Raw genomic sequence first — 23,956 nt, 5'->3', positions numbered from 1 at the left:
ATCAATAAGGAAGCTGCTGTCCTCTTGCGCAGTGATATCTGAGCTGCTGGTTGTAGAGTAGTCCGTTGTGAACTCCCCAACAATTTCTTCTAAGATATCTTCCATTGTTGCAAGTCCCTGAACATCACCATATTCATCAACCACAATGCCGATTCTGCGTTTTGCTTTTTGAAATTGAAGTAACTGATGGTTTAGCGGAGTACTTTCGGGGATAAAATAGGGCTCACGACATGCCTGCAGTAGTGCTGCTTTATTTGGCTCAGCATGAGACAAAACTTTTGTCATGTTTCGCAGGTGGAGTACACCAATTATGTTGTTGATGTCTCCCTTGTAGACGGGGAGCCTAGTGTGTTGCGAGCTTCTAGCTTGTTCGATCAAATCATCTAGGTTGTCTTCAATATCTAGTCCAATCACTTCATTCTTAGGAATCATGATGTCGTTGACAGTTACTTTCTCTAGATCAAGGATACTGATCAGCATGTCTTGGTGAGAGCGAGGGATTTTATTGCCAGCTTCATGGACGAGTGTTTTTAGCTCTTCTCTCGTTATATGGTTCTCAGTCTGCGCTGAGGTATTAATGCCCAGTATTTTTAATAGGTTGTTGGTGACTAGGTTTACAGACCAAACAGCAGGGTATAGCAGTTTTAGGAGTGGCTTGAGAATGTGGGCTGCTGGAAACGCTATCTTTTCTGGGTGATAAGCTGCAAATGTTTTTGGAGTGATTTCGGCGAAAATTAAAATGGTTAGCGTAAGTAACGCGGTTGCGATCGCAATACCTGCATCACCCCAGAGACGGATTGCGATAACTGTAGCAATTGAAGAGGCAAGTATGTTTACGAAATTATTGCCGATCAAAATAACGCTGATAAGTTGATCTGTGCGGTCGAGCAGGTCGCTCGCTTTGTTTGCGCCTTTATGTCCTTGTTTCTTTAGATGCTTAAGACGGTACTTGTTGAGTGACAGCATTCCTGTTTCGGAACTTGAGAAAAAGCCGGACAACATTATAAGAACGCCAAGGGAGCCAAATAGCCAGGTAAGGGAAGTTTCGTTCAAGGTAAAGCTCGGTTGCTAGAAAAAGAAATTACAGTATAGATTCAAGAACTATCTTGGTGCCAAAAAAACCAAGCATTAACGACCCTGTGCCCCATAAGGTAAGGCTTGCTGCGAGTGAGCCCCTCCAACCATATTGGCGTCTGCCGAACAACAGTACGCCGAACAGCACCAAAGAAACTAAAGAGAAGAATGTTTTGTGTGCAAGATGTTGCGCGAAGAGATCATGCACGAATATGAAGCCTAGAGTGATCGCTATAGCAAGGAATAAGGTGCCTATTCTTAACAAATCAAACAAGGTGCTTTCCATTACGAGTAATGGTGGGAGAGAGCTATTCGAATGTAGGTGTGATTTAAGCTGTCGGTTACGGTAAACAACAAAGATTGCTTGTACGGAGGCCAAGCATAGAATGCTATAGGCCAAAATAGACAATGCGATATGCACTAAAATTCCGTTATCAAGTTGATTCGGGGCGTCATCCGGACGAATTGCAAGCATGCTAATCATGCTGAGTGCGGCAGCTGGATACATGATAAGCAGCATATTATGTATCGGTTTACGCGTTGCAAATATGATAAATACAACGACTGATATGCACGTAATGATGGCCGTACTATGGACGAGGTCGAATGATTGGTGTTGGCCGAAACTAATTACGATACTGCTTGCTTGAGCTATTGCAGCAACCAGTCCACTAGTGATTGGGATGATGTTGCGTGGCGCAGATTTTCTTATAATTTGTATGGCTTTGAAGCCTGAGCCTAGTAAATAGAGGCATATTGCTATCAAAGCGAGTAAAGATGCGTTCATTTAACTGCGTTAGTCTGAGACTTTCGATTTAATTAATTTTGATTGTCGTTATAATGCGCTGTTTGCGAATACTTGGCAATAATCATTAGAGCTATAAAACATGTTTGAGAATCTTAGCGAAAGGCTTTCCGAAAGTCTTAAAAAGGTCACTGGTCAGGCAAAATTAACTGACGACAACATCAAGGGTACGTTACGCGAAGTAAGGATGGCTTTGCTCGAGGCGGATGTAGCCTTGCCTGTGGTGAAAGATTTTGTTGAGCAGGTTCGCACTAGAGCTCTTGGTCAAGAGGTGATGAGAAGTCTATCGCCAGGGCAAGAATTTATTCGAATTGTTAATGACGAGCTTACGGCTGTGATGGGGGCAAAGTCTGAAGGGCTTAGTCTAAATGCTCAGCCGCCAGCAGTCGTTTTAATGGCTGGTCTGCAGGGTGCGGGTAAAACAACCTCGGTAGCTAAATTGGCGAGATATCTCTCAGAGCGAGAGAAGAAAAAAGTAATGGTCGTTAGTGCTGATGTCTATCGTCCGGCGGCAATCAAACAATTGGAAACGCTTGCTGGTGAAGTTGGTGCTACATTCTTCCCAAGTACAGCGGACCAAAAGCCTGTAGCTATTGCTGAGGCGGCTATTGCTGAAGCAAAGCTTAAATTTATGGATGTGCTGATTGTCGATACAGCTGGCCGATTGGCGGTTGATCAAGAGATGATGGCTGAAATAGCTGACCTTCACGCATCAGTTAACCCTGTCGAAACCTTATTCGTAGTTGATTCGATGACCGGTCAGGATGCTGCGAATACAGCGAAAGCATTTAACGATGCGCTTCCGCTGACGGGTGTTGTTCTTACAAAGACAGATGGTGATGCGCGCGGTGGTGCAGCGTTATCGGTTAGAGCGATTACTGGTAAGCCTATCAAGTTTATGGGTGTTGGCGAGAAGATTGACGCGCTAGAGCCTTTTTATCCTGATCGTCTCGCATCAAGAATTCTTGGAATGGGTGATGTACTCAGTCTTATCGAGGATGCAGAAAGAAAGCTTGATAAAAAGAAAGCGGACAAGCTGACTAAGAAGATAAAGAAAGGTAAAACCTTTGATTTGGAAGATTTTAGAGATCAGCTCCTGCAAATGAAAAATATGGGTGGTGTAGCTGGTCTGCTCGATAAGCTTCCTGGTATGGGGCAAATGGGACAGATGGCACAGGCCGCGCAGTCCCAAGTAAACGATAAGTCTTTAGGGCAGTTAGAAGCGATCATTTCATCGATGACGCCAAAAGAGCGTCGATACCCAGATTCCATCAATAATAGCAGAAAGCGCCGGATAGCAACGGGCTCTGGAACTCAGATCCAAGATGTGAATCGTCTTTTAAAGCAACATAAGCAGATGGCTAAAATGATGAAGAAATTTAGCAAAAAAGGCGGAATGGCGAATATGATGAGAGGGATGCAGGGGATGATGCCGCCCGGCGGTGGCGGCGGTCCTTTCGGTCGTTTCTAGCTATCTAACGCTTAGTTAATTGAAAAGAAGCGTAAAAATGTAAATGGGTGTTTTCAATTTCGTAGTATTGCTATAGAATACGCGCCCTTTCGAGTCCCTCAGTTAATGCATTTGCTGTATGGGGGCTTTATATAGTTAAACTGTTTATCAGGATGTATTAGCAAAATGGTTAAAATCCGTTTATCTCGTGGTGGCTCTAAGAAGCGCCCATTCTACCACTTAACTGTGGCAGACAGCCGTTCATCTCGCGATGGTCGTTTTATCGAGCGTGTTGGTTTCTTCAACCCTGTTGCACGTGGCCAAGAAGAGCGTTTGCGTGTTGATGCAGAACGTGTTGAGTACTGGGTAGGTCAAGGTGCTCAAATTTCTGATCGCGTTAAAACTTTACTAAAAGACGCTAAAGCGGCTTAAGTCGTTTTAGCGGAGGCCCGTTGTGAGTTCCAATAACGAAACCATTATGGGCAAAGTGACGTCTGTTTACGGCGTCAAAGGTTGGGTGAAAGTGTTTTCATATACTCAGCCAAAAGAGAACCTAGCAAAATATAAAGTTTGGTCTTTGCAAAAGTGTGGTAAGACACAGGATGTAAAGGTTAAGCAGTGTAAGGTTCATGGCAATGGATTAGTTGCACACATCGATGGGTATGATGATCGTGATCAGGCTAAAGAGCTTGCAGAGTCATATATTAAAATTGATGTTGCATCGCTGCCCGAGCTGGAAGCTGGTGACTTTTATTGGCATCAGTTAGAAGGTCTAAAAGTGCTTACTATAGAGGGTCAGCTTCTGGGTAAAGTTCATCACTTGATGGAAACTGGCTCAAATGACGTGCTAGTTATTCGTAAGTGTGAAGGCAGCTTGGATGCAAAAGAGCGGCTAGTTCCTTATTTGCCGGATCAGGTTGTTAAGTCGGTAGATCTTGAGTTATCTCAAATGACCGTGGACTGGGATCCAGAGTTCTAAGCGTTTATGTGGTTCGGACTAGTTAGTCTTTTTCCTGAAATGTTTGAACCATTTTCTGTATCGGGCGTATTTGGACGCGCGGTCAGTAAAGGATTGGTCGAGTTAGACTTGGTGAATCCTAGAGATTTTGCACACGACAAGCATAAAACCGTGGATGACAGACCTTACGGGGGCGGTCCGGGAATGCTTATGAAGGTTCAGCCTTTGCGTGATGCAATTGAGTTTGCTAAAGCCGAAGCTGAGCGAAAAGGTAAGTCTGCGCCTAAAGTGGTTTACTTGTCTCCTCAAGGTAAGAGGCTAGATGACAAGCTTGCTAGAGAGTTGGCTCAAGAACCTTCTTTAGTGCTGGTCTCGGGTCGTTATGAAGGAATTGATGAGCGTTTAATAGAGACGCATATCGATTTGGAAGTTTCGATCGGTGATTATGTGTTGAGCGGTGGAGAGTTAGCTACACTAGTTGTTATGGATTCGGTGAGCAGGCACTTAGAAGGAGTGCTTGGTCATACAGAATCTGCAAAAGAAGATTCTTTTGCGAATGGTTTGCTTGATTGTCCTCACTATACGAGGCCTGAAGTGCTTGAAGGAGAAGTGGTTCCCTCGGTATTGTTATCGGGTGATCATGAAAAAATTCGCAAGTGGCGATTAAGTCAGTCACTTGCAAGAACGTACGAGCGACGACCTGACTTGCTCGACAAAATTGAATTGAACCAAGAGCAGCAACAGCTTTTGGAAGAGTTTTTAAAAGACGTGAATCGGTAGGTAAGGTTGAGATAACCTGATCTACTCAATTTTTGGAGAGTAAAATGAGCAGCAAGAACAACATCATCAGCGCAATTGAAGCTGAGCAAATGACAACAGAAGTGCCTGAGTTTGGCCCAGGTGACACTGTTGTAATCCAGGTTAAAGTTAAGGAAGGTAACCGTGAGCGTCTTCAGGCGTTCGAAGGTGTCGTTATTGCTAAGCGTAATCGTGGCTTAAACTCTTCTTTTACTGTTCGTAAAATCTCTTACGGTGTAGGTGTAGAGCGTACATTCCAGACTTTCAGTAAGCTAGTTGATAGCATTACTGTTAAGCGTCGTGGTGATGTTCGTCAGGCTAAGTTGTACTACTTGCGTGAGCTTAGTGGTAAGGCTGCACGTATCAAAGAGAAGCTTAACTAAGTTTATATTGATTTATAAAAAACCCCGACTCGTCGGGGTTTTTTGCGTTTACGGTTAGGTGATCCTTGTTCGTAGTTTTTATTTATAAGATATTGAACGTTCTCTGATGCATGTGATCATATAAGGGATAAATTTAAATGGGGTTGTTATGAAGTTAAGTAATATATGTGGTCTTTTATTCGCTTGCATGCCGGTGTTCGCTATCGCTGAAGTTGAACAAAATATTGAGTCGGCCTTGAAAAAAGCTGTCCCGCAATTGGAGGTTGTTTCGGTTGCTGAAACGCCAGTTGGCGGTATCTATCAAGTTCATGATCAAAGTGGGCAGGCGATTTTTGTCTCAAGTAACGGTGAGTATTTTTTTACAGGCGAGTTGTACAGCACAATTGGTGGTCGACTTGAGAATATTAGTGAAAAAGAGCGTCAGGCAAAGCGTGGTGAGTTGTTGAAATCGATCGAAGCTTCGGAGCTGATCACTTACAAGGCTAAAGGTGAGGAAAAGGCCCAAATTAAAGTCTTTACTGATATTGATTGTGGTTACTGTCGAAAGCTGCATCGGGAAATACCTAAAATGAATGAGTTGGGTATAACGGTGAGCTATATGAGCTTCCCTCGCGCCGGTGTTAACAGTGCGTCTTATGATAAATTAACGTCCGTATGGTGTGCCGACGATTCGCTTGAGGCAATGAATGAGGCAAAAGAGGGTCGTCTAGATTCAAAAGTTAATCGAAGTACTGGTCGTCTAAATGATGTGGCTAGTTGTAAAAATCCTGTCGCTAAGCAGTATCGGTTAGGGCAGCAATTTGGTGTGACTGGAACGCCCGCTATTGTTTTAGAGGGTGGCACCTTAATTCCTGGCTATATGCCTGCTGAGCAATTTGCCGAACGTTTAGGTATTTAATTACGCATTAGGCCGGGACTGTTTGTCTCGGCTTAGTTTCTAACCATGTCAAACTCTCGCTAAAAAGCGCGTTTTAAATCATTGATTCCATTCTTTTTGTCCCTTCTACCCGTTATACTATGCGCCCGTTTTAAGGGCTAGTTTTTTAGCTTTCAGTTGATTTAAGAGGTACGTGTTTTGAAAACACTCAAATTGGGCATATGCGGTCTTGGTACTGTAGCGAGTGGCGTGGTTAATGTTTTAAATCGAAATCGTGAAGAGATTTCAGCACGCACGGGTTGCTCGATTGAAATTATTCAGATTGCTTCGCGCACGAAGAAAGACAATTGTGATTTGACAGGTATCGACTTTACAACGGATTTGAACGCTGTTGTAACAAACCCCGAAGTAGATGTTGTGCTTGAGTTGATTGGCGGCTACAGCCCTGCAAAAGAGTTAGTAGAGACGGCTCTTCAGGCAGGTAAGCACGTTGTAACGGCTAACAAGGCTTTGATTGCAGAGCACGGCAATGAACTATTTGCTTTGGCTAATTCTGCGGGAGTTAGTCTTTGTTACGAAGCGAGCGTTGCAGGTGGTATCCCGATTATTAAATCGGTACGCGAAGGCTTGGCGGCCAATGATATTTCAAGTGTTGCAGGTATTATCAACGGTACCGGTAATTTTATTCTTACTGAAATGCGCGATAAAGGTCGAGACTTCGAGGACGTTTTGAAAGAGGCTCAGGCTCTTGGATATGCTGAAGCAGATCCAACGTTCGATGTCGAAGGAATTGACGCGGCTCATAAGCTTGTTCTTCTGGCATCAGCGGCTTTTGGTATCACTCTTCAATTTAAAAAAGCGTTTACCGAGGGGATTAGTAAGGTTTCTACAGATGACGTTAATTATGCTGAGGAACTTGGTTATACGATCAAACACCTTGGGATCGCTAAGAAACGCGGAGATGGCGTCGAACTTCGCGTTCACCCGACGTTAATTTCTAAGTCTGCGTTGATATCAAAGGTCGACGGCGTAATGAATGCTGTAGTTGTTACGGGTGATGCAGTTGGTGACACACTTTACTATGGGGCAGGGGCTGGATCAGAAGCAACAGCTTCAGCAGTGATAGCTGATGTAGTAGATGTGGCGCGTGCTTTAGTTGCCGGCGCTAAACCGATTGTTCCGGGCTTAGGGTTCGAAGCGGAAGCTCTCAAGGATACCAGCATCATTGAAATTGGTGATGTTGTATGTCCGTTTTATTTGCGAGTGATGGCTACGGATGCACCGGGAGCTCTTGCATCGATTACTAGCATTATGAGTAAGCACGGGATCAATATTGATTCGATTACCCAGCGAGAAAACGAGCAGGTTGGTGATATGACGCCCGTAATTATGCTCACTCATGAAGTAAAAGAAGATGTCGTGAATCTGGCAATTAGTGAGATCGAGCAACTTTCAAATACAGCAGGTGTGGTTGTTAAGCATCGTGTAGCGCAGTTTTAATAGGTAGAAAAATGAAATATATCAGTACTCGTGGTGAAGCTCCTGCTTTAAATTTTGAAGACGTATTGCTTGCTGGCTTGGCTAGTGATGGCGGCTTGTATGTTCCTGAATCATTGCCACGTTTTACCCAAGAAGAAATCGCTTCGTGGCGTGGTCTTCCATATTCTGAACTTGCTTACAAAGTCATGTACCCGTTCGTAGAAGGTTCTATTCCTTCTGACGATTTTAAGGCGATGATCAATGAGACTTACGTGGTATTCGATCACAAGAGTGTCGCCCCGCTAGTTCAAATTGATAGTAATGAGTGGGTCATGGAGTTGTTTCGTGGTCCAACATTAGCTTTTAAAGATTTTGCTCTGCAATTGCTAGGGCGTTTACTAGATTATGTTTTAAAGCGTCGTGATGAACGAGTAGTTATCATGGGAGCGACCTCTGGTGATACTGGTTCAGCAGCTATTGAAGGTTGTCGCCACTGTGACAATGTAGATATTTTTATCCTTCATCCTCATAACCGAGTGTCGGATGTTCAGCGTAAACAAATGACGACCATCATTGCTGACAATGTATTTAATATCGCTGTTGAAGGTAATTTTGACGACTGTCAAAACATGGTTAAAGAAAGTTTTGCGGATCAATCCTTCCTTGAAGGGACGCGTCTTGTTGCGGTTAATTCTATTAACTGGGCACGAATTATGGCGCAGATCGTATACTACTTTAGTGCTTCATTAGCTCTAGGTGGCCCGTCGCGAAGTGTTTCATTTTCGGTTCCGACAGGAAATTTTGGTGATATTTTTGCCGGCTATCTGGCGAGAAATATGGGATTGCCGATTAACCAATTGGTTGTCGCGACGAATCGTAATGATATTTTGCACCGATTTATCAGCAAGAATCATTATGCGTTAGAGCCGCTTCACAAAACATTATCGCCAAGCATGGATATCATGGTGTCGAGTAACTTTGAGCGTCTATTGTTTGATCTGTATGGTCGAGATGGCAAAACTCTAGCTAATTTGATGGTTAAGTGGAAAACAGAGTCGGGCTCTATTGAAGAAGAGCGTTGGAATTCTGCTCGTAGCTTGTTCGATAGTTGTGCGGTTGATGACGATCGTACTTGTGCTGTGATCAAAGAGGTATTTGAAGCAACAGAATACTTACTTGATCCTCACACGGCTATCGGCGTTGATGCTGCGCGCAAGACACGTCGTGATCAAGCAATTCCGATGGTAACACTTGGTACTGCGCATCCTGTTAAGTTTCCTGAGGCTGTAGAGAAATCTGGCGTTGACGTTTCTCCTGCGTTGCCGATCCATATGGCAGATTTATTTGATCGAGAAGAGCGCTATGATGTGCTTGATAACGACATTTCAAAAATCCAAGAATATGTTGTAGAGCATCGCCGTACGTAATTATTGTTAAATCAGGCGTAGCAGCCGTGCTGCGCCTTTTCTCCATTCCTCATTGAGTTGCGCTTATGCAGCGAAAGATAGTCCAGCGGGCTCTTCCAGAAAATTATAAATCACTCCCCGACATACCAGAGTTTTTATCAAAAATTTATGCTGCACGCGGTGTTGTTTCTGCTGATGAGCTAAGTCTTCAGCTTAAGTCAATGGCAAGTGCTGCTAAGCTGAAAGGTCTCGATACCGCCGTAGCTCTGCTTGTTGATGTCTTGTCTGCTAATGGACGGATTGTCATTGTAGGGGACTTCGACGCTGATGGTGCCACAAGCACGACCATAGCCTACGAGGCGTTGCGTGAGTTTGGGGCGAATAATGTCGATTATCTTGTTCCTGATCGCTTTAAATTTGGTTATGGGCTAACGCCTGAAATTGTTGATCTGGCCGCTCAATCAAATCCTACTCTAATAGTAACGGTTGATAATGGGATATCTAGTCACGAAGGTGTTGCGCGCGCGCATGCCTTGGGTATTAAGGTTATTGTCACTGATCACCATTTACCTGGCGACGAACTTCCAGATGCAGACGCGATTGTGAATCCGGCTCAGTACGGTTGCAACTTTCCCTCTAAGAATATGGCTGGTGTGGGTGTTATTTTTTATGTGATGTCCGCATTACGAGCCTCTCTCCGTACGATCAATTGGTTTCAAGATAAGAACCTTGTTGAGCCAAATATGGCTGCATATCTTGATCTTGTGGCATTAGGTACGGTGGCTGACTTGGTTGCTCTGGATTTTTATAATCGAATCCTCGTAGAGCAGGGTATGCGGCGAATTCGTGCGGGTAAAGCACGGCCGGGTATTTTGGCGTTATTTGAGGTTGCAGGTCGGAATTACGAAACAGCTGTTACAAGTGATCTTGGTTTTGCGGTTGGTCCTCGTTTAAACGCGGCGGGGCGATTAGATGATATGTCGACAGGTATTGAATGTTTGCTTTCGCGAGACATGCTTGATGCGCGTCAACGTGCTCAGGTTTTGAATGGCTTGAATCAGGAGCGCAAGCATATTGAGGAAGATATGCGAAGAGACGCCGATGCGGCATTTTCCCAAATCAATATAGACCAGCCTCCAAAGGCCTTTGTGCTATATGAAGAGCACTGGCATCAAGGTGTGATTGGTATTCTGGCTTCTCGCGTGAAAGAAAAGTTTCATCGTCCTGTTGTCGCGTTTGCACCTGAGAGCGATGACCCTGATCAGATCAATATATTGAAGGGGTCTGCACGCTCTATTCCTGGTTTGCATATGCGCGATGCCTTAGATGTCGTTGCGAAAAAGTATCCAGACGTTTTAGTTAAGTTCGGTGGTCATGCCATGGCCGCAGGTATGAGTATCGAGGTAGCTAAATTAAGTGTATTTGAATCAGCTTTCCAGGATGTTGTTGAATCTTTGCTCGGTGAAGAGGATCTTGAGGCGATCATTTATACGGATGGTGAGCTCGATCCAGCAGCGCTGACAATTTCAAATGTCGAGCAAATTGAACGTGCAGGGCCGTGGGGGCAAAAGTTTCCAGAGCCTTGTTTCGATGCACAAGTAAGGGTTGTGCAGAAGCGCGTATTAAAAGAGAAACACCTAAAGCTTGTTGTTGAGTTTGAAGGTGGCGAGCTATTCGATGCTATTCAGTTTTCAAGCCCCTATTGCTCGGAAGATCTCACTAATATTCGTTTAGTATTTCGTCCTTCAATCAATGAATTTAGGGGGCGACGGAGCGTTCAATTAATGATTGATTACATCGAGCCAGTAGACTAAAAAATAGCTGCGCTTAGTTTGTTTCTAAACGCGTGATGTTGATTTCGTACTTCTCGCCATCTGACTCTGTTTGAATGAACTTCAAAAGGGCATATGGTGATTCGGTATCGATCCAGAACTTTGTTTCTCTCTGGGCTTCTCCTTCACGAACCTTTTCGATTATCGTCGCTGTCTTTGTGCCAATCTTAGTTTCAATTGTTTGCTCTCCAATTGCTTTAAAACGATATTTCCTGATGCTGCCTTTATGAGCGACTTGATAGTCAAATTCGTCGGCGTTTGAAAATGCATTGTCGAGCTGTATTTGAAGTTGGTAGCTTAATCGATCTAAGGTTGGTCCTGCGTTAGTGTAAGTCCATTCTTTTTTCTTGTAGCGTTCTTTGATTTTCGTGTCGTCAAAAAATTCAACACGTTGATAGCGGTTTTTTATGAATGTTCCTTCGAGGGCGTAGCTATACAAAGAGGGAGTGATCATTTGATCAGTGATAGAAAAGGTCGATTGTTCATGGATTGTTGCCGGTAGCGTGTCGACATAGAACGTGTAAAGCCAGGCGTCATTCTCTAATTTGCGTAGCTCTCTCGTTGCTGTCCCGCTGAGCGATAATCCGTGATCAATGTGCGCTTCATAATGGGCTTTATGTGGGACTAACTGATGGGATGAGAGGGAGGTCGTTTCTGCATAGCATGACAATGCTATTAGGTTCGTTAATACGCAAATGAACTGTTTCATACCAACTCCCTTTAATCTTCAGCTATTTGTATTTAATGCAGTGTGCGCTTGTTATCCAATATTAAGCCCGAACCTGGGATTTCCTGAGAGTCGAGGTATACATTGTTTCCGTCAAGTGACAAGCGACCCTCTGCCATCCATTTTAGTGCAATTGGGTAAATAATGTGCTCTTGTTCTTGAACTTTTTTTGCAAGCGATTCTTGAGTCTCTGTTGCAGAAACGTCAACCTTAGCTTGAATGATATTCGGCCCCGCATCTAGTTCTGGGACAACATAATGCACTGTGACGCCATGCTCAGCATCCTGATTTTCTAGCGCTCTTTTGTGCGTGTTAAGTCCAGGATAAAGAGGAAGTAGCGACGGGTGAATATTTACAAGTTTGCCCAGATATTGGTTTACAAAATCTTTGCTCAAAATGCGCATAAAGCCGGCAAGTATGACTATATCCGGCTGGTATTCGTTTATTTGGCGAATCAACTGTACGTCAAATAATTCTCGTTGAGGATATTTTTTGTGCTCAATTACATGCGTTTTGATTTCTGCATCTGCCGCGCGTTCTAGTCCCTTTACATCTGGCACGTTCGAGATAACGGCGCAGATGTCTAAAGGGAGTTCGCCAGAGCTTGATGCATCAATAATGGCTTGAAGATTTGAACCATTTCCAGATATAAGGACGACAGCTTTTGGTAGAGGTGCTGGTTCCGCTTCCATTTTTTCTTAGCCTCTTAATTCAACGGCTTCTTCGTCGTCACTTTTGTCTTCAATTAGACCAATTAACCAAGCTTGTTCGCCTAGTTCATTGAGCTTGTTGACTGCCGCGTCGGCTTGATCTTGAGGTACGCAAACCACCATACCCACACCGCAGTTGAAGGTTCGATACATTTCGGTCGCATCAACGTTACCGTTGGCTTGCAGCCACTGAAAGATTGGCGGAAGCTCCCATGAAGAGCTATTAATGACGGCTTTACAGCTGTCGGGCAACACGCGTGGGATGTTTTCTAGTAAGCCGCCGCCGGTGATGTGCGATAGGGCATTTACTTGCAAGTCTGAGATAAGTGAAAGCAAATTCTTCACGTATATGCGCGTTGGTTGCATCAATGCGTCGGCAATGACTTGGCCATCATCTAACTGCGCTGAAACGTCTGCGCCAGATACTTCAATGATCTTGCGGATAAGCGAGTATCCATTAGAGTGTGGGCCACTTGAAGCGAGGCCGATAAGTGCATCACCTTGGCGAACATTTGAGCCATCTATGAGTTGTGATTTTTCGGCAACGCCTACGCAGAATCCTGCTAAGTCGTAATCATCACCGTGATACATGCCGGGCATCTCTGCGGTTTCACCGCCAACAAGTGCGCAGCCTGACTGTAAACAGCCTTCACCGATACCACTGACTACTTGCTCAGCTACATCTATGTTCAGTTTTCCTGTTGCATAGTAATCTAAGAAGAATAGAGGCTCTGCGCCAGCTACGATAAGATCGTTGACACACATAGCAACTAAATCGATACCGATGCTATCGTGCTTATTGAGATCCATGGCCAAGCGTAATTTAGTTCCAACGCCATCTGTGCCCGAAATGAGCACTGGCTCTTTGTAGTTCTTGGGAACTTCAAACAAGGCGCCAAATCCACCTAGCCCGCCTAAAACCCCTGGACGGGTAGTTTTCTTTGCAACGTTTTTGATTCTATCTACTAATTGATTTCCAGCATCAATATCAACGCCAGCGTCTTTATAACTTAGGGATTTCTCAGACATTATGAAGGGAACTCGCACGTGTGTGATCAAAGGTCGAGAGTTTACAGGTAGGATTAAGGGGATTCCATACGTGTTTGGCTTTAAAGGGGGCTAACTAATTTATTCAGCTTATTTGTTTCAGTTATTGTCATATCGGGAAAGGGCTAATATTATGACGCTAATTCTAATTATTCACCTCGGAATCACGCTCCTTGCTTAGGTTTACATCTATTTTTCTTCTGGTATTTACTTGCGTTGATTTTGCGGTGGCGGCGGAGCGCGTCCAGCTCTTCTATGCTGTCGTTCAGGTCGAATCACAGGATGCTTCTGAAAGAGACGAAGCATTTCCAGTCGCAATGGAGCAGGTACTTGGCAAGCTTACAGGTGCTTCTGTTCAAGATAATCCTGAACTATCTCCAATTATTTCTCAGGCTCAGCGTTATGTGCTGAGTTTTAGTTATAGAGCGAATCCAGACTTTTCGCCTGTGCTAAGTGATCAGGCGGAAGGTGAGGGCGAGACTGAAGTTGAAAAGAGCCTTAAGCTAGATTTTCCCGCGTCTGCACCTGAGAAACAATTTCTGCTGACTGTAAATTTTGCTGATCAAGCTATTTTGAAAGCATTGAGGGCAAGCAATGTTGCGATTTGGGGAAGCTTGAGGCCATCCATTTTAAGCTGGGTGGTTGTGCAAAGGGGCTATGAAAGACAATTGCTGACATCTGATTTACCGCAATTAGAAACGAGTTTTATGGAGTCAGCTTCTGAGTATGGCTTGGTCTCTTTTTTACCGGTCGGTGATTTAAGTGATCAGAATGCGATAGATATGGCAGGTCTTTGGGGCTTGTTTGACAGTTCAGTCAGCGAAGCTGGTAAGCGCTACCCGCACGATGCCGTATTACAAATGCGTGTATTTGAGGCAGAGGAAGGCTTAGATGCTAAATACGCCTTTCGGGAGAATGGTGTTGAAATAGAAGGGCGCTTTCGTGCAGCGGATTATTCTGCGCTGTTTGGGCTGGTCAACCAAGAGATCGCTTCAAACCTTTCTTCTCGCTACGCGATAAAAGCGAGCGAGCAAGATCAATATTTGCGTATCTCTGTTAGTAATGTGCAAACATTCTTAGATTATGTAAAAGTCGTTGAGCATTTGGGTAGCTTATCGACTGTCACTAACGTTCAGCTCGGAGCCTTGTATGGCAGTGATCTTTTGTTGGACCTCGAGTTGCGCGCAAGTGAAGATCAATTTGTACAGCAGCTAGCACTTGCAGGTATTTTAAAAGAAGAGTCTGCTCCATCATCGTCAGGTAATGTGTTGGCAACCTCTATTCAGCCTCAGCTTTATTATCAATGGCCGACTTCAATAGGTCTCAAATAAGTGTTGCGTCAAATACCAAACTTATTGACGCTATTGCGTATATTTCTTGTTATCCCTTTTGCGTTGTATTTTCTTCAAGGTCGATATGACTTGGCCTTGTTGTTGTTTGCTATAGCTGGCGTGTCGGATGGCGTTGATGGCTTTGTGGCTCGACAGTTTGGTTGGCACTCTCGTTTTGGTGCGATTGCAGACCCCTTAGCCGATAAGTTGCTGTTGGTCTCAACTTTTATCATTTTGGCATGGCTGAAATATATTCCTATGTGGCTATTCATTTTAGTATTTGGAAGAGATTTGTTATTGGTTTGTGGTGCTTTGTTTTTTCATTTCAGGATTGCGCATTACGACGTGAAGCCATCTTATTTAGGTAAGGCGTGTACGTTTATTCAAATTGCCTTTGCGGCGATTATGCTTCTGTATTTGTCAGGCTACCTTTTGAATGAGTCTTATATTGATGTAGGTATCGCGAGTGTGTCCATTATCACGTTTCTGAGTGGTATCCATTACATTTATCTATGGGTTAAAGAAGCCAAGTTCGCTCTTAATAAAGGTGTAGATAGTGAGCGCTGATAAATCGAGTCAGTTGTTATTAGGGCTAGGGTTTAAGAAAGAACTGTCATTTAGTAATTTTGTATCTCCTGCTGAACTGAATATTCCCCATCGTTTGAATCATTTACTCTTCGATCAGGCGGTCCCTTTTCTGTACTTAGTTGGCGCCAAAGATAGCGGGAAAACGCATTTATGTTCTGCGGCATATAGTGTTGCAAAAGAAAAAGGTATGAACGCCTATTTTGTATGTGGTCAGGATGTACGCCAAACCATGTCGGGTGAAGAGTTCTTAGGCTATTTGGAATTTCTAAAAGAATTCAATTTTCTTGTTGTTGACGGGATAGAGTGGTTTAGCGGTGACTCAGATTTTGAGTTTGCTTTGTTTAGTTTGTTTAATCACTTTCGAGATGCCGGCAATACTTTGGTGGTTAGTGCCTGCGATGTCCCTGGTCATTTATCTTTTTCGCTTAAGGATTTAGTGTCGCGATTAAGTTCTGGAATGACACAAAAAATTGAAGTGTTGAGTGACTTTGAAAAGAAGGCCGCTATATCTCAATATGCCGAGCAACGTGGTATTAGTCTGTCTGATGATGTGCTGAGCTACATATATGCTAGAAGTTCTCGTAGTTTAGGCGCATTATTGGAGGTTCTAGATAAGTTGGATCATGCCCAATTGCTTGAAAAGCGAAGTATTACAGTTCCGTTTGTAAAAAAGGTGTTGGGCTGGTGAGAGTGTCCTCGTCAAAGTTTAAGGAGAAGCGACAGTGATTCGAGTGGTGTTTAATCAAAAAGGTGGTGTTGGTAAATCTAGTATCACATGTAACTTGGCTGCAATTAGCGCATCCAAGGGGCGTCGTACGTTAGTGGTTGACCTTGATACTCAGGGCAACTCTACGCATTACTTGTTGGGCGTCTCCTCAAGTGAATTGAAACACACCGTCGCAGATTTTTTTGAGCAGACCTTGTCGTTTAATCTTTTCAATAAAGATGCGAGCGAGTTTGTTCATCAAAGCCCTTACGATAATTTATCGGTAATGCCTTCACATCCTGAGTTGGAGTTTCTAGAGCGTAAATTAGAAGCAAAGCACAAGATTTATAAATTAAAGACGGCATTAAGAGAAATGGAGTCTTTCTTCGATGATATTTACATCGACACTGCGCCAGCATTAAATTTTTATACCCGATCGGCGCTCATTGCTGCAGATCGTGTTTTGATACCTTTCGATTGTGATGACTTCTCTCGCAAAGCGCTCTACCAAATCATGGGTGAAATTCAGGATATCCAGGAAGATCATAATGATTCACTTAAAATAGAGGGAATTGTTGTGAATCAGTTTCAGCCAAGAGCAAGCCTACCTAGGAAGTTGGTTGAAGAGTTGGTTGAAGAGGGATTGCCTGTTCTCGATGTTAAATTATCAGCCAGCGTAAAAATGAAAGAGTCCCATCAAAATAATAAGCCGCTGGTCTATTTTGCACCTAAGCACGGTTTGACTGAACAATTCTTGGCATTGCATGAAGAGATTGTTGGTGAGCTACAGGACGCTTAAAGGGCGTCTTATAGTTCTGTGATCCCGAGTGGTAATGCTATTTGATCTCCCGAATGTAATTCTTTCTCACGGGCGTTGTTTAGCAGCAAGGCAATAAGGTGTTCGGCAGGTAGCGCCTCCGAATACATAAACCCTTGCACGTATTGGCAGTGATTTCTCTGCAAAAATGATTCTTGCGACAGGTTTTCCACGCCGGATGCAAAGCTCTTTATGCCAAGTTGTTTGGCAATCGCGAGCAAAGATTCAATAACAAGTTTGTTCTTTTTGTTGTGCAGGCAACTCGCTACGGTTTGTCGATCGAGTTTGATCATATCGATGGGGAGACTGTCGAGCTGCGTTAGCGATGATGAGTTCGCGCCAAAGCCATCAATAGTAATGACACAACCGAAACTCTTGAGTGTTTTGAGTTGTTTAATGGTGTCGCTACTAGATTGAGCAAGAGTGTTCTCTGACAGCTCTAGTATTAGACGATTGGGATTAAAGCTGTGCTCTATGCAGGCTCCTTTAAGCATATTCAGCAGACTAGGGTGGTTGTATTGTTTGCGAGTAAGATTGAACGCATAAGAAAGTTGTTTACCACAAGCTTTCTCGATTGATTTTGCTTCAATGCATAATTGGTTAAATGCCCATTTTCCAATGATCTGCAATAGTCCTGTTTGATCCGCAATGCTTAAAAAGTCATCCGGAAGTAATATTCCTTTGCTCGGGTGATTCCATCGGGTGAGCGCCTCAAGTGCAACGATCTCTCCATTATTGATGTCGATAATGGGCTGATAATAAAGCTCAAATTGATTTGTGTTGATGGCAGTCCGCAATGCTTGTTCAATTTCGCATTGTCGTTGCATCTCTTTGTTCATTTCTTCGTTATAAAATTGAATGTTATTTCTACCCGCATTTTTTGCTTTATACATCGCCATGTCGGCATTTTTGAGTAGTTTTTCATAGCTGTCACCATCGTCGGGGAAAAGTGTAATCCCTAGGCTTGAGGTGATAATTAGCTCATTGTTTTTTACTTCTATAGGCTTTGTGATGTGTTCGATTAGATTGCGGCCGACGAGCTCAGCGCCGTCTTGACCCGAAATATTCGATAGTAGTATTGCAAATTCATCTCCGCCGAGGCGTGCGATGGTGTCTTCTTTGCGCATGCCCTGCGTAAGACGTTCGACTAGCTCTATCAATAGTGCGTCGCCAATATCATGACCGAGTGTGTCGTTTATCTTTTTAAAGTGATCGATATCGATGCTAATTAAAGCTAGTTGGGTGTTATAGCGCTTCGCCGTTTCTATGCCTTGTTTGCAGCGGTCTTCAAATAATCGCCGGTTAGCGGCGCCAGTTAGTGTGTCAAAGTGAGCAAGGTAGTGTAGTTGGTTCTGTGTTTCTTTAATGTTTGATATATCTTGCCCAATGAGTAAAAACTGGCCATGTTCTTCCAAGTTTTCGTCGGATATGAAGTTAATATTCCACAGCATTGATCGTTTTGATTGTTGTGCAGTGAACAGCTTTGTTTCTACGTTTTCTTGATTCGTTGAGCTGGCAGCTGCTTTGTTGAGGCGCCAGATTAGGGATTCATGTTGTTCGCTTGGAATGCAGAGTCGTAGGAAATCTTTGCCCAACACTGCTTCATATCGATATCCGCTGACCGCTTCGCAAGCCGAATTCCAGTGTTCAATGAGATAATTATCGTTAATAACAATGACTGGAATGCCTGCGGTTTCGATGAGTGCGCGGTAACGTTTGTTCGATTTCTTTAGCTCGTCCTCGGTTGCAAAGCGCGTTCTTATTTCTTGGCGAAGTTCTTGATTTGCTTCATCTAATGCTTGGGTTCGCTCGATAACGCGTTGTTCTAGATTTTTTTCAGTTTTTCGTTGGTCTGCAAGTAGTGATGCTAGATAAAGAACTATCGCGCTGAGTGCGTACCAAGCGATTAGCTCAATATTGTGCGTGATCCAACTTGAGACTGATTGAGCCTCATAGGTTGAGTTCGTTTGCATAGGTGCAATAAATAGAGTTGTGATACCCAGAGCCAAGCACACACCGAACCAGCTAAATCTGACCACAGCCCATATTAGTAGTAACGCGCAAAGTGCTAACCATTCTCTCGTGAAAGATAAGCTGAGTAGGCTGATTACAATCAGGCAAACACTCCAAGCGGCATACTCTTTCGGATCCGAAGGTAAGCTAGGCCATTTTCGTTTGTATTTCCATATTGTGAGTGCGGGGCATAGGCAAGTAATCATCATTGCAGAGCTAACTGTCTGTCGCATGTATGTGGCAAGTAGGTCTGAGTGTATGTCGGCGCCGATTTTTATTGTTAGAGTGTACAGGCCAACACTGAGTGTTGATGCAATAAATGCCAGTACAATAAATTGAATTGTTTCGGTGCTATCTCCGAGTATTCTGTCACTTAGTTTTTCGTTTTCGTGCTTGTAGTAAGGGAGCAAAATAGATAATGACAAGGTCGTTAAATAGATTGATGTAGCTAGAAGACCTGTCAGTCCAATAGGGTAACTCGTGATATGTTGTGTGAAGGTGTTTGCACTGAGAGCTAGCACTAGCCCTGTGAAGCCGAATGTGTAGGTGAGTCCTACAGCTAGAGCGCCTAATAGCCATGTTAATGACTCAATACTTAGTGTTTGTGGTTGGTTTGCTAGGGCTAAATGGAGTGTAAAGAAAAGAACAACAATTAACGTGTAGTGATGACTATCCGATTGCGTCAGCCATGAGCGCATAAAGGGGATATTATCTTTGTTTATCAACGGCTTGAGCTTAAACACGTCTTTCCCTAGCATGAGCTGAAATCAATGTTTTCAGCGATCAATGTGGTCTTGGTTTTGAGGTGTAGAACTCTAGTCGTTAATCTGTGTTTCGCTATGTGAGATTGCGTGCAAACTGTAACGGTTTGTTACTGGTGCGACCGTTATTCTTGATGTTGGAAGCGCATCGATAAATCAATCGCTTTAACATCCTTCGTTAGTGCGCCGATAGAAATATAATCGACGCCCGTTTCAGCGATGGGTACGAGCGTCTTGTCGGTTACGTTGCCTGAAGCTTCTAGCTTGGCTCGTCCGCGAGAAAGCTCAACGCTTTTGCGCATCATGTCGAGACTAAAGTTATCAAGCATGATGATATCTGCGCCTGCATCAAGAGCTTGTTTGAGTTCGTCGAGAGACTCAACTTCTACTTCGACGGGTTTTCCGGGTGCGATTGTGTGAGCGTTGGAAACCGCATTTTCAATGGAGCCGCAGGCAATGATGTGGTTTTCCTTAATTAGAAATGCGTCGTATAAGCCGACGCGATGATTAGTGCAACCGCCAACGGCTACTGCGTGTTTCTGCGCAATACGTAGTCCAGGAAGCGTTTTTCGTGTATCAAGAATCTTTACGTCGGTATGCTTTACCAGTTGATGATAGTTGTTTGCGAGTGTAGCGGTCGCAGACATAGTTTGGACGAAATTTAAGGCGCATCGCTCTGCTGTCAAAATTGAGCGAGCATTTCCTTCTAGACTCAGAAAAGTTTGATTTGCCTCGAGTGAGTCTCCCTCTGAATAATGCCAAGTCACCTTTAGTGATGAGTCTACGGCTTCAAATACAGCATTAGCCCAATCTATGCCGCACAAAATGGCGGTCTCTCTAGTTATGACGGTGGCTGTTGCGCGTTGGTTTTCTGGAATGAGCATGGCGGTTATGTCGCCTGAGCCAATATCTTCACTTAATGCTAGCGAAACATTCGATTTAATGGCCTCAGCTATGGTGCTTTGCTCAATCATATGGGGTGCTCTCACATTGGTTGGACGCCGCATTATAAGGACTCTTGAAAAATAATCTATCTGTAGGATGAGTGTGCCGGAGTTATTTAAATTCTCTATCTATGTGAACTAATTCGCTTTGCAACATATTGTCACAGGCGATTATAAAATGACGCTATATACTTATATTGTGCGTTGATAAATTGACGCTCCAGCATCTTCATTTTGTTTAAATTATCGGAACAGTTTTATGGCGAGCGCTAAAGTAGTTGGTATTCATGGAGTTAAGGCCCCTCGAGGAGCGGCCGGTGTTCCATTGCCAAAAGAGCTTGTGAAAATTAGGGATATTGGCAAGGAGCAAATTCGTGCTGCCTTGATTGAGCTGTTTAATAACGCGGATGATGCTTTGTTTGCTATGGCTGACAAGGCTGAAAGTAATAATGATCAATCGTTGTATTTTGAGGCGATGCGGGAGCTTCGTCTCCAGAAAAAACAAATTGTACTATCAACGCTAAGTGCCGCGGTTAAGTCTTTTCAGCATCCATCTAAAAAGGAAGCTGACCCGAAAGTTAGCGAAGATGCTCCATCCATCGATTCGCTCAGTTTAGTGGATGATGAAAGTTTAGAGTTCGATGTAGCGATCGAAGGAATGGTGCAGCGAGTCCGGTCTGGTTCGTCTGAAGACCTTTCAGCATTAAAAGCGCGTATGAAAGTGCTGTGGAACACGAGCGAATGTGAAGATCGAAATATACCGCTCGCGCCAGAAGCTTTGTGTGAAGGTTTTGTGGATGCGTGCAAAAGCTTAGAAGCGAATATTCGTGTTAAGCTGACCTTGTTTAAGCTTTTTGAACGTTATGTTCTTGTTGCTTTGCCGAAATTGTATGTTGATGTAAATCAAAGTCTTATTAACGATGGAGTATTGCCTGAATTTAAAGTAAGGCAGACAAACCGATCTGTACAGCAAAGCTCCGTTCCTTCTTCGAATGGCAAAGCCTTCTCAGCAAATTCAAGCATCGGCTCGGGAGTTGAAGCGCCTGAGTATGCGGATGCAGGCAATAGTGGAGTTAATCTAGACGCATTACGTCAACTTCTGCATCCTCAAGGTCAGCCTATTCAGGGTAATACGCCGGTTTCAGGATTGCATGCCAGCTCTTCCTCAGCCTCAGCTGCACCAGTTATTTCACAAAACGAGTTAGTTGCGATTTTATCTCGCGCTCAGTCACTTAACTTAGAGCAAGCTGGGTCGTTCGTTGGAGAGAATCAAGCCATTGATTTTGCTGCTTTGCTAAAAGATCAGAGCGCTGGAGCGGTTGGAAAGGCTTATGAAAGTCTCGATGCTGACATGATCAACCTTGTGTCGATGCTATTTGAATTCATTCTTGAAGATCGTCAATTGCAGCCTGAAATGAAAGCCATCATTTCACGACTGCAGATACCTATTTTGAAAGTGGCGTTGATCGATGACAGTTTCTTTAACAAAGGTGGGCATCCTGCACGTAAGCTTCTTAATGAAATCGCGTCTTCAGCGATTGGTTGGAATGCGCCGCGTGAAGGAAGGCGTGATCGCTTTAAAGAAAAGCTTGAGGGTATCGTAGAGCAAATTATTAACGGCTTCGAGCAAGACGTGTCTATGTTCGACGGTTTATTGAGTGACTTTGAAAGCTTCGTTGATTCGGAAAGAAAACGAGGCCTGTTAGTTGAACAGCGTACTAGAGACTCTGAGCGTGGTAAAGCTGCAGCTAACGATGCGCGCCAAGCGGCGCAAGATGTTATCAACGAGGCGATTGAAGGGAAGTCAGTTCCGGATCTTGGTGTTGAACTACTACGCGATGCGTGGAGTAAAGTGTTGGTCTTTAAACTTCTGCGCGAGGGAGAGCAAAGCGAAGCTTGGAATGGGGCTAAAGCAATTGTAAATGAACTGGTTTGGTCCTTATGTCCAGATCCTTCAGAGCAAGATGCGAGAGCTAAACTTCTTAAAATGATTCCATCACTCGTTAAGCGTGTTCGTTTAGGGTTTGACGAGGTTGCTTTAGACGATACTTTGGCAAAAAGACTTCTGTCAGGTCTAGAGGATCAGCACGTATTGTCGCTTCAAGCTCTCCAGCAACAAATTGATTTGAGTGAAATTGCGCCAGTGGGGGAGGTTGACCAGCAAGAAGCTAGTGAACTCCTGCAAGATGATTTTTCAGAACAGAGTGATGAAGTAAGCGATCTAGTACGTTCAACTTTAGAGCTCGAAGATGATTTCAAACAATTACAAGAGGCATGCGAGCAGGCTAATGAGAAACGCGCGGCAATTGAAGCAGAAAACGAAAAGCTCCCCAAAAAACAGGAAAGTATCGTACTGGTTGACCAGCAAGCCGAAACTCGCGCGCCCGAGTTAGCGCCAGACAACCCTTTTGTTCAACAAGTCGAGCGCTTTGTAGTTGGATGTTGGTTTGAGTTTGGCGGTGGTGACAATAAAGAGCGCTGTAAGCTTGCTGCGATTATTAAATCAACGGGTAAGCACATTTTTGTAAATCGAGCTGGTGTGAAGGTTCACGAGAAGTACAAAGATGAGCTTGCTAAAGATTTATGTGAAGGCCAGCTCGTCGCGTTGAACGATGGCTTGTTATTTGATCGCGCGCTTGAATCCATCATCACAAATCTTCGTTCTTGATATAAGCTTACTGATAAAGCTTTTAATAATGGTTTTATCAATATGACCGTAAATGAAGGGTGGCTAACGCAAGTTCGTCGCCTTGATTCACCAAATTTCAATCAACGTCCTGATGGCTCTGAGCCGTCTTTATTGGTCATTCATAACATTAGTCTCCCGCCCGGCGTTTATGGTGGTAATGAGGTGGATGACTTTTTTCTCAATCGCCTCGACCACGATATGCATCCTTTTTTCGATGAAATTCGTGGAGTGGAAGTATCGGCTCATTTTTATATTCGACGTGATGGGCGTGTTACGCAGTTTGTGTCGTGTTTAGATCGCGCTTGGCATGCTGGTGTGTCCACATTCTGTGGTCGGGAAAACTGTAACGATTATTCCATTGGTGTTGAGCTTGAAGGGCAGGATGATGATGCTTTTACTGATGCGCAATACGAGTCTTTAGTTCACTTAACGCGTGCACTAATGGATGAGTACCCAATAGTTTCGAAAGATAATATTGTTGGTCATAGTGATATTGCGCCAGAAAGAAAAACAGACCCAGGACCTATGTTTGATTGGAATCGCTATTTCTCAATGATCTAG

General features: G+C 43.9%; 22 protein-coding genes. 15 read left to right on the top strand and 7 right to left on the bottom strand.

Translation table 11 applies throughout. The annotated features are described in order from the left end of the window. On the bottom strand, window positions 1-1,002 hold a 1,002-nt coding region (locus A3738_RS14095), incomplete at its 3' end, for an HlyC/CorC family transporter (protein ID WP_197473859.1). Window positions 1,003-1,081: 79 nt separating this feature from the next. Beyond that, window positions 1,082-1,861: an inner membrane protein YpjD gene (locus tag A3738_RS14090; RefSeq protein WP_068476074.1), complete on the bottom strand. Its 780-nt coding sequence runs from the start codon at window positions 1,859-1,861 to the stop codon at window positions 1,082-1,084. A gap of 100 nt (window positions 1,862-1,961) precedes the next feature. On the opposite strand from A3738_RS14090, the gene ffh reads away from it, so the two are divergent. The 9 genes from ffh (at window position 1,962) to recJ (ending at window position 11,044) form a co-directional block, all read left to right on the top strand. Continuing rightward, the gene (ffh, locus tag A3738_RS14085; RefSeq protein ID WP_068479386.1) at window positions 1,962-3,350 is read left to right on the top strand and encodes a signal recognition particle protein; all 1,389 of its coding nucleotides are present in this window, start codon (window positions 1,962-1,964) and stop codon (window positions 3,348-3,350) included. 165 nt (window positions 3,351-3,515) lie between these two features. Beyond that, window positions 3,516-3,761: a 30S ribosomal protein S16 gene (gene rpsP, locus A3738_RS14080; protein WP_068475547.1), complete on the top strand. Its 246-nt coding sequence runs from the start codon at window positions 3,516-3,518 to the stop codon at window positions 3,759-3,761. A gap of 22 nt (window positions 3,762-3,783) precedes the next feature. Next, entirely contained in the window at window positions 3,784-4,308 is a 525-nt protein-coding gene (gene rimM / locus A3738_RS14075) for a ribosome maturation factor RimM (protein WP_231876511.1), read from the top strand. Window positions 4,309-4,314: 6 nt separating this feature from the next. After that, window positions 4,315-5,067, top strand: a complete 753-nt coding sequence (gene trmD / locus A3738_RS14070; RefSeq protein WP_068475552.1) for a tRNA (guanosine(37)-N1)-methyltransferase TrmD — start codon at window positions 4,315-4,317, stop codon at window positions 5,065-5,067. 44 nt (window positions 5,068-5,111) lie between these two features. After that, window positions 5,112-5,468, top strand: coding sequence for a 50S ribosomal protein L19 (gene rplS, locus A3738_RS14065; RefSeq protein WP_068479388.1), 357 nt, complete (start codon window positions 5,112-5,114; stop codon window positions 5,466-5,468). Window positions 5,469-5,616: 148 nt separating this feature from the next. After that, window positions 5,617-6,366, top strand: a complete 750-nt coding sequence (locus tag A3738_RS14060) for a DsbC family protein (RefSeq protein WP_068479390.1) — start codon at window positions 5,617-5,619, stop codon at window positions 6,364-6,366. 177 nt (window positions 6,367-6,543) lie between these two features. Further along, on the top strand, window positions 6,544-7,845 hold the full coding sequence (locus A3738_RS14055; RefSeq protein WP_068479392.1) for a homoserine dehydrogenase: 1,302 nt from the start codon (window positions 6,544-6,546) through the stop codon (window positions 7,843-7,845). Window positions 7,846-7,856: 11 nt separating this feature from the next. Continuing rightward, window positions 7,857-9,251, top strand: a complete 1,395-nt coding sequence (gene thrC / locus A3738_RS14050; protein WP_068479394.1) for a threonine synthase — start codon at window positions 7,857-7,859, stop codon at window positions 9,249-9,251. A gap of 65 nt (window positions 9,252-9,316) precedes the next feature. Next, on the top strand, window positions 9,317-11,044 hold the full coding sequence (gene recJ / locus A3738_RS14045) for a single-stranded-DNA-specific exonuclease RecJ (protein WP_068479396.1): 1,728 nt from the start codon (window positions 9,317-9,319) through the stop codon (window positions 11,042-11,044). A gap of 13 nt (window positions 11,045-11,057) precedes the next feature. Here recJ and A3738_RS14040 read toward each other — a convergent pair whose 3' ends face one another. From A3738_RS14040 to purM, 3 genes are read right to left on the bottom strand one after another with little or no spacing between them, the layout of a single operon-like run. Then, the gene (locus A3738_RS14040) at window positions 11,058-11,771 is read right to left on the bottom strand and encodes a DUF3108 domain-containing protein (protein ID WP_068479398.1); all 714 of its coding nucleotides are present in this window, start codon (window positions 11,769-11,771) and stop codon (window positions 11,058-11,060) included. Between the two features lie 32 nt (window positions 11,772-11,803). Then, window positions 11,804-12,481, bottom strand: a complete 678-nt coding sequence (purN, locus tag A3738_RS14035; RefSeq protein WP_068479400.1) for a phosphoribosylglycinamide formyltransferase — start codon at window positions 12,479-12,481, stop codon at window positions 11,804-11,806. A 6-nt stretch (window positions 12,482-12,487) separates the two neighbouring features. Beyond that, entirely contained in the window at window positions 12,488-13,528 is a 1,041-nt protein-coding gene (gene purM / locus A3738_RS14030) for a phosphoribosylformylglycinamidine cyclo-ligase (protein ID WP_068479402.1), read from the bottom strand. A gap of 245 nt (window positions 13,529-13,773) precedes the next feature. Between purM and A3738_RS14025 the strand changes: the two genes are divergently transcribed. From A3738_RS14025 to A3738_RS14010, 4 genes are read left to right on the top strand one after another with little or no spacing between them, the layout of a single operon-like run. Then, window positions 13,774-14,877 carry a DUF2066 domain-containing protein gene (locus tag A3738_RS14025; RefSeq protein WP_197472493.1) on the top strand — a complete coding sequence of 368 codons (1,104 nt, stop codon included), beginning with the start codon at window positions 13,774-13,776 and terminating at the stop codon, window positions 14,875-14,877. Beyond that, window positions 14,878-15,444, top strand: a complete 567-nt coding sequence (locus A3738_RS14020; protein WP_068479406.1) for a CDP-alcohol phosphatidyltransferase family protein — start codon at window positions 14,878-14,880, stop codon at window positions 15,442-15,444. After that, window positions 15,434-16,153: a DnaA ATPase domain-containing protein gene (locus A3738_RS14015; RefSeq protein ID WP_068474625.1), complete on the top strand. Its 720-nt coding sequence runs from the start codon at window positions 15,434-15,436 to the stop codon at window positions 16,151-16,153. The genes A3738_RS14020 and A3738_RS14015 overlap by 11 nt, the downstream gene beginning before the upstream one ends. Before the next feature lie 34 nt (window positions 16,154-16,187). After that, on the top strand, window positions 16,188-16,970 hold the full coding sequence (locus A3738_RS14010) for a ParA family protein (RefSeq protein WP_068479408.1): 783 nt from the start codon (window positions 16,188-16,190) through the stop codon (window positions 16,968-16,970). A gap of 8 nt (window positions 16,971-16,978) precedes the next feature. On the opposite strand, the gene A3738_RS14005 is transcribed toward A3738_RS14010, so the two are convergent. Further along, window positions 16,979-19,744: an EAL domain-containing protein gene (locus tag A3738_RS14005; protein WP_068502763.1), complete on the bottom strand. Its 2,766-nt coding sequence runs from the start codon at window positions 19,742-19,744 to the stop codon at window positions 16,979-16,981. A 143-nt stretch (window positions 19,745-19,887) separates the two neighbouring features. Beyond that, window positions 19,888-20,736 carry a carboxylating nicotinate-nucleotide diphosphorylase gene (nadC, locus tag A3738_RS14000; RefSeq protein ID WP_082878543.1) on the bottom strand — a complete coding sequence of 283 codons (849 nt, stop codon included), beginning with the start codon at window positions 20,734-20,736 and terminating at the stop codon, window positions 19,888-19,890. Between the two features lie 229 nt (window positions 20,737-20,965). Between nadC and A3738_RS13995 the strand changes: the two genes are divergently transcribed. After that, entirely contained in the window at window positions 20,966-23,374 is a 2,409-nt protein-coding gene (locus A3738_RS13995) for a DUF1631 domain-containing protein (protein ID WP_068479413.1), read from the top strand. Window positions 23,375-23,416: 42 nt separating this feature from the next. Beyond that, window positions 23,417-23,956 (top strand): 1,6-anhydro-N-acetylmuramyl-L-alanine amidase AmpD, encoded by a 540-nt coding sequence (gene ampD, locus A3738_RS13990; RefSeq protein WP_156493719.1) that lies wholly within the window; start codon window positions 23,417-23,419, stop codon window positions 23,954-23,956.

This window comes from Oleiphilus sp. HI0066 (genome assembly GCF_001635725.1).
Note: the sequence above shows the minus strand (reverse complement) of the source record. Positions and strands in the feature narration are given on the sequence as shown.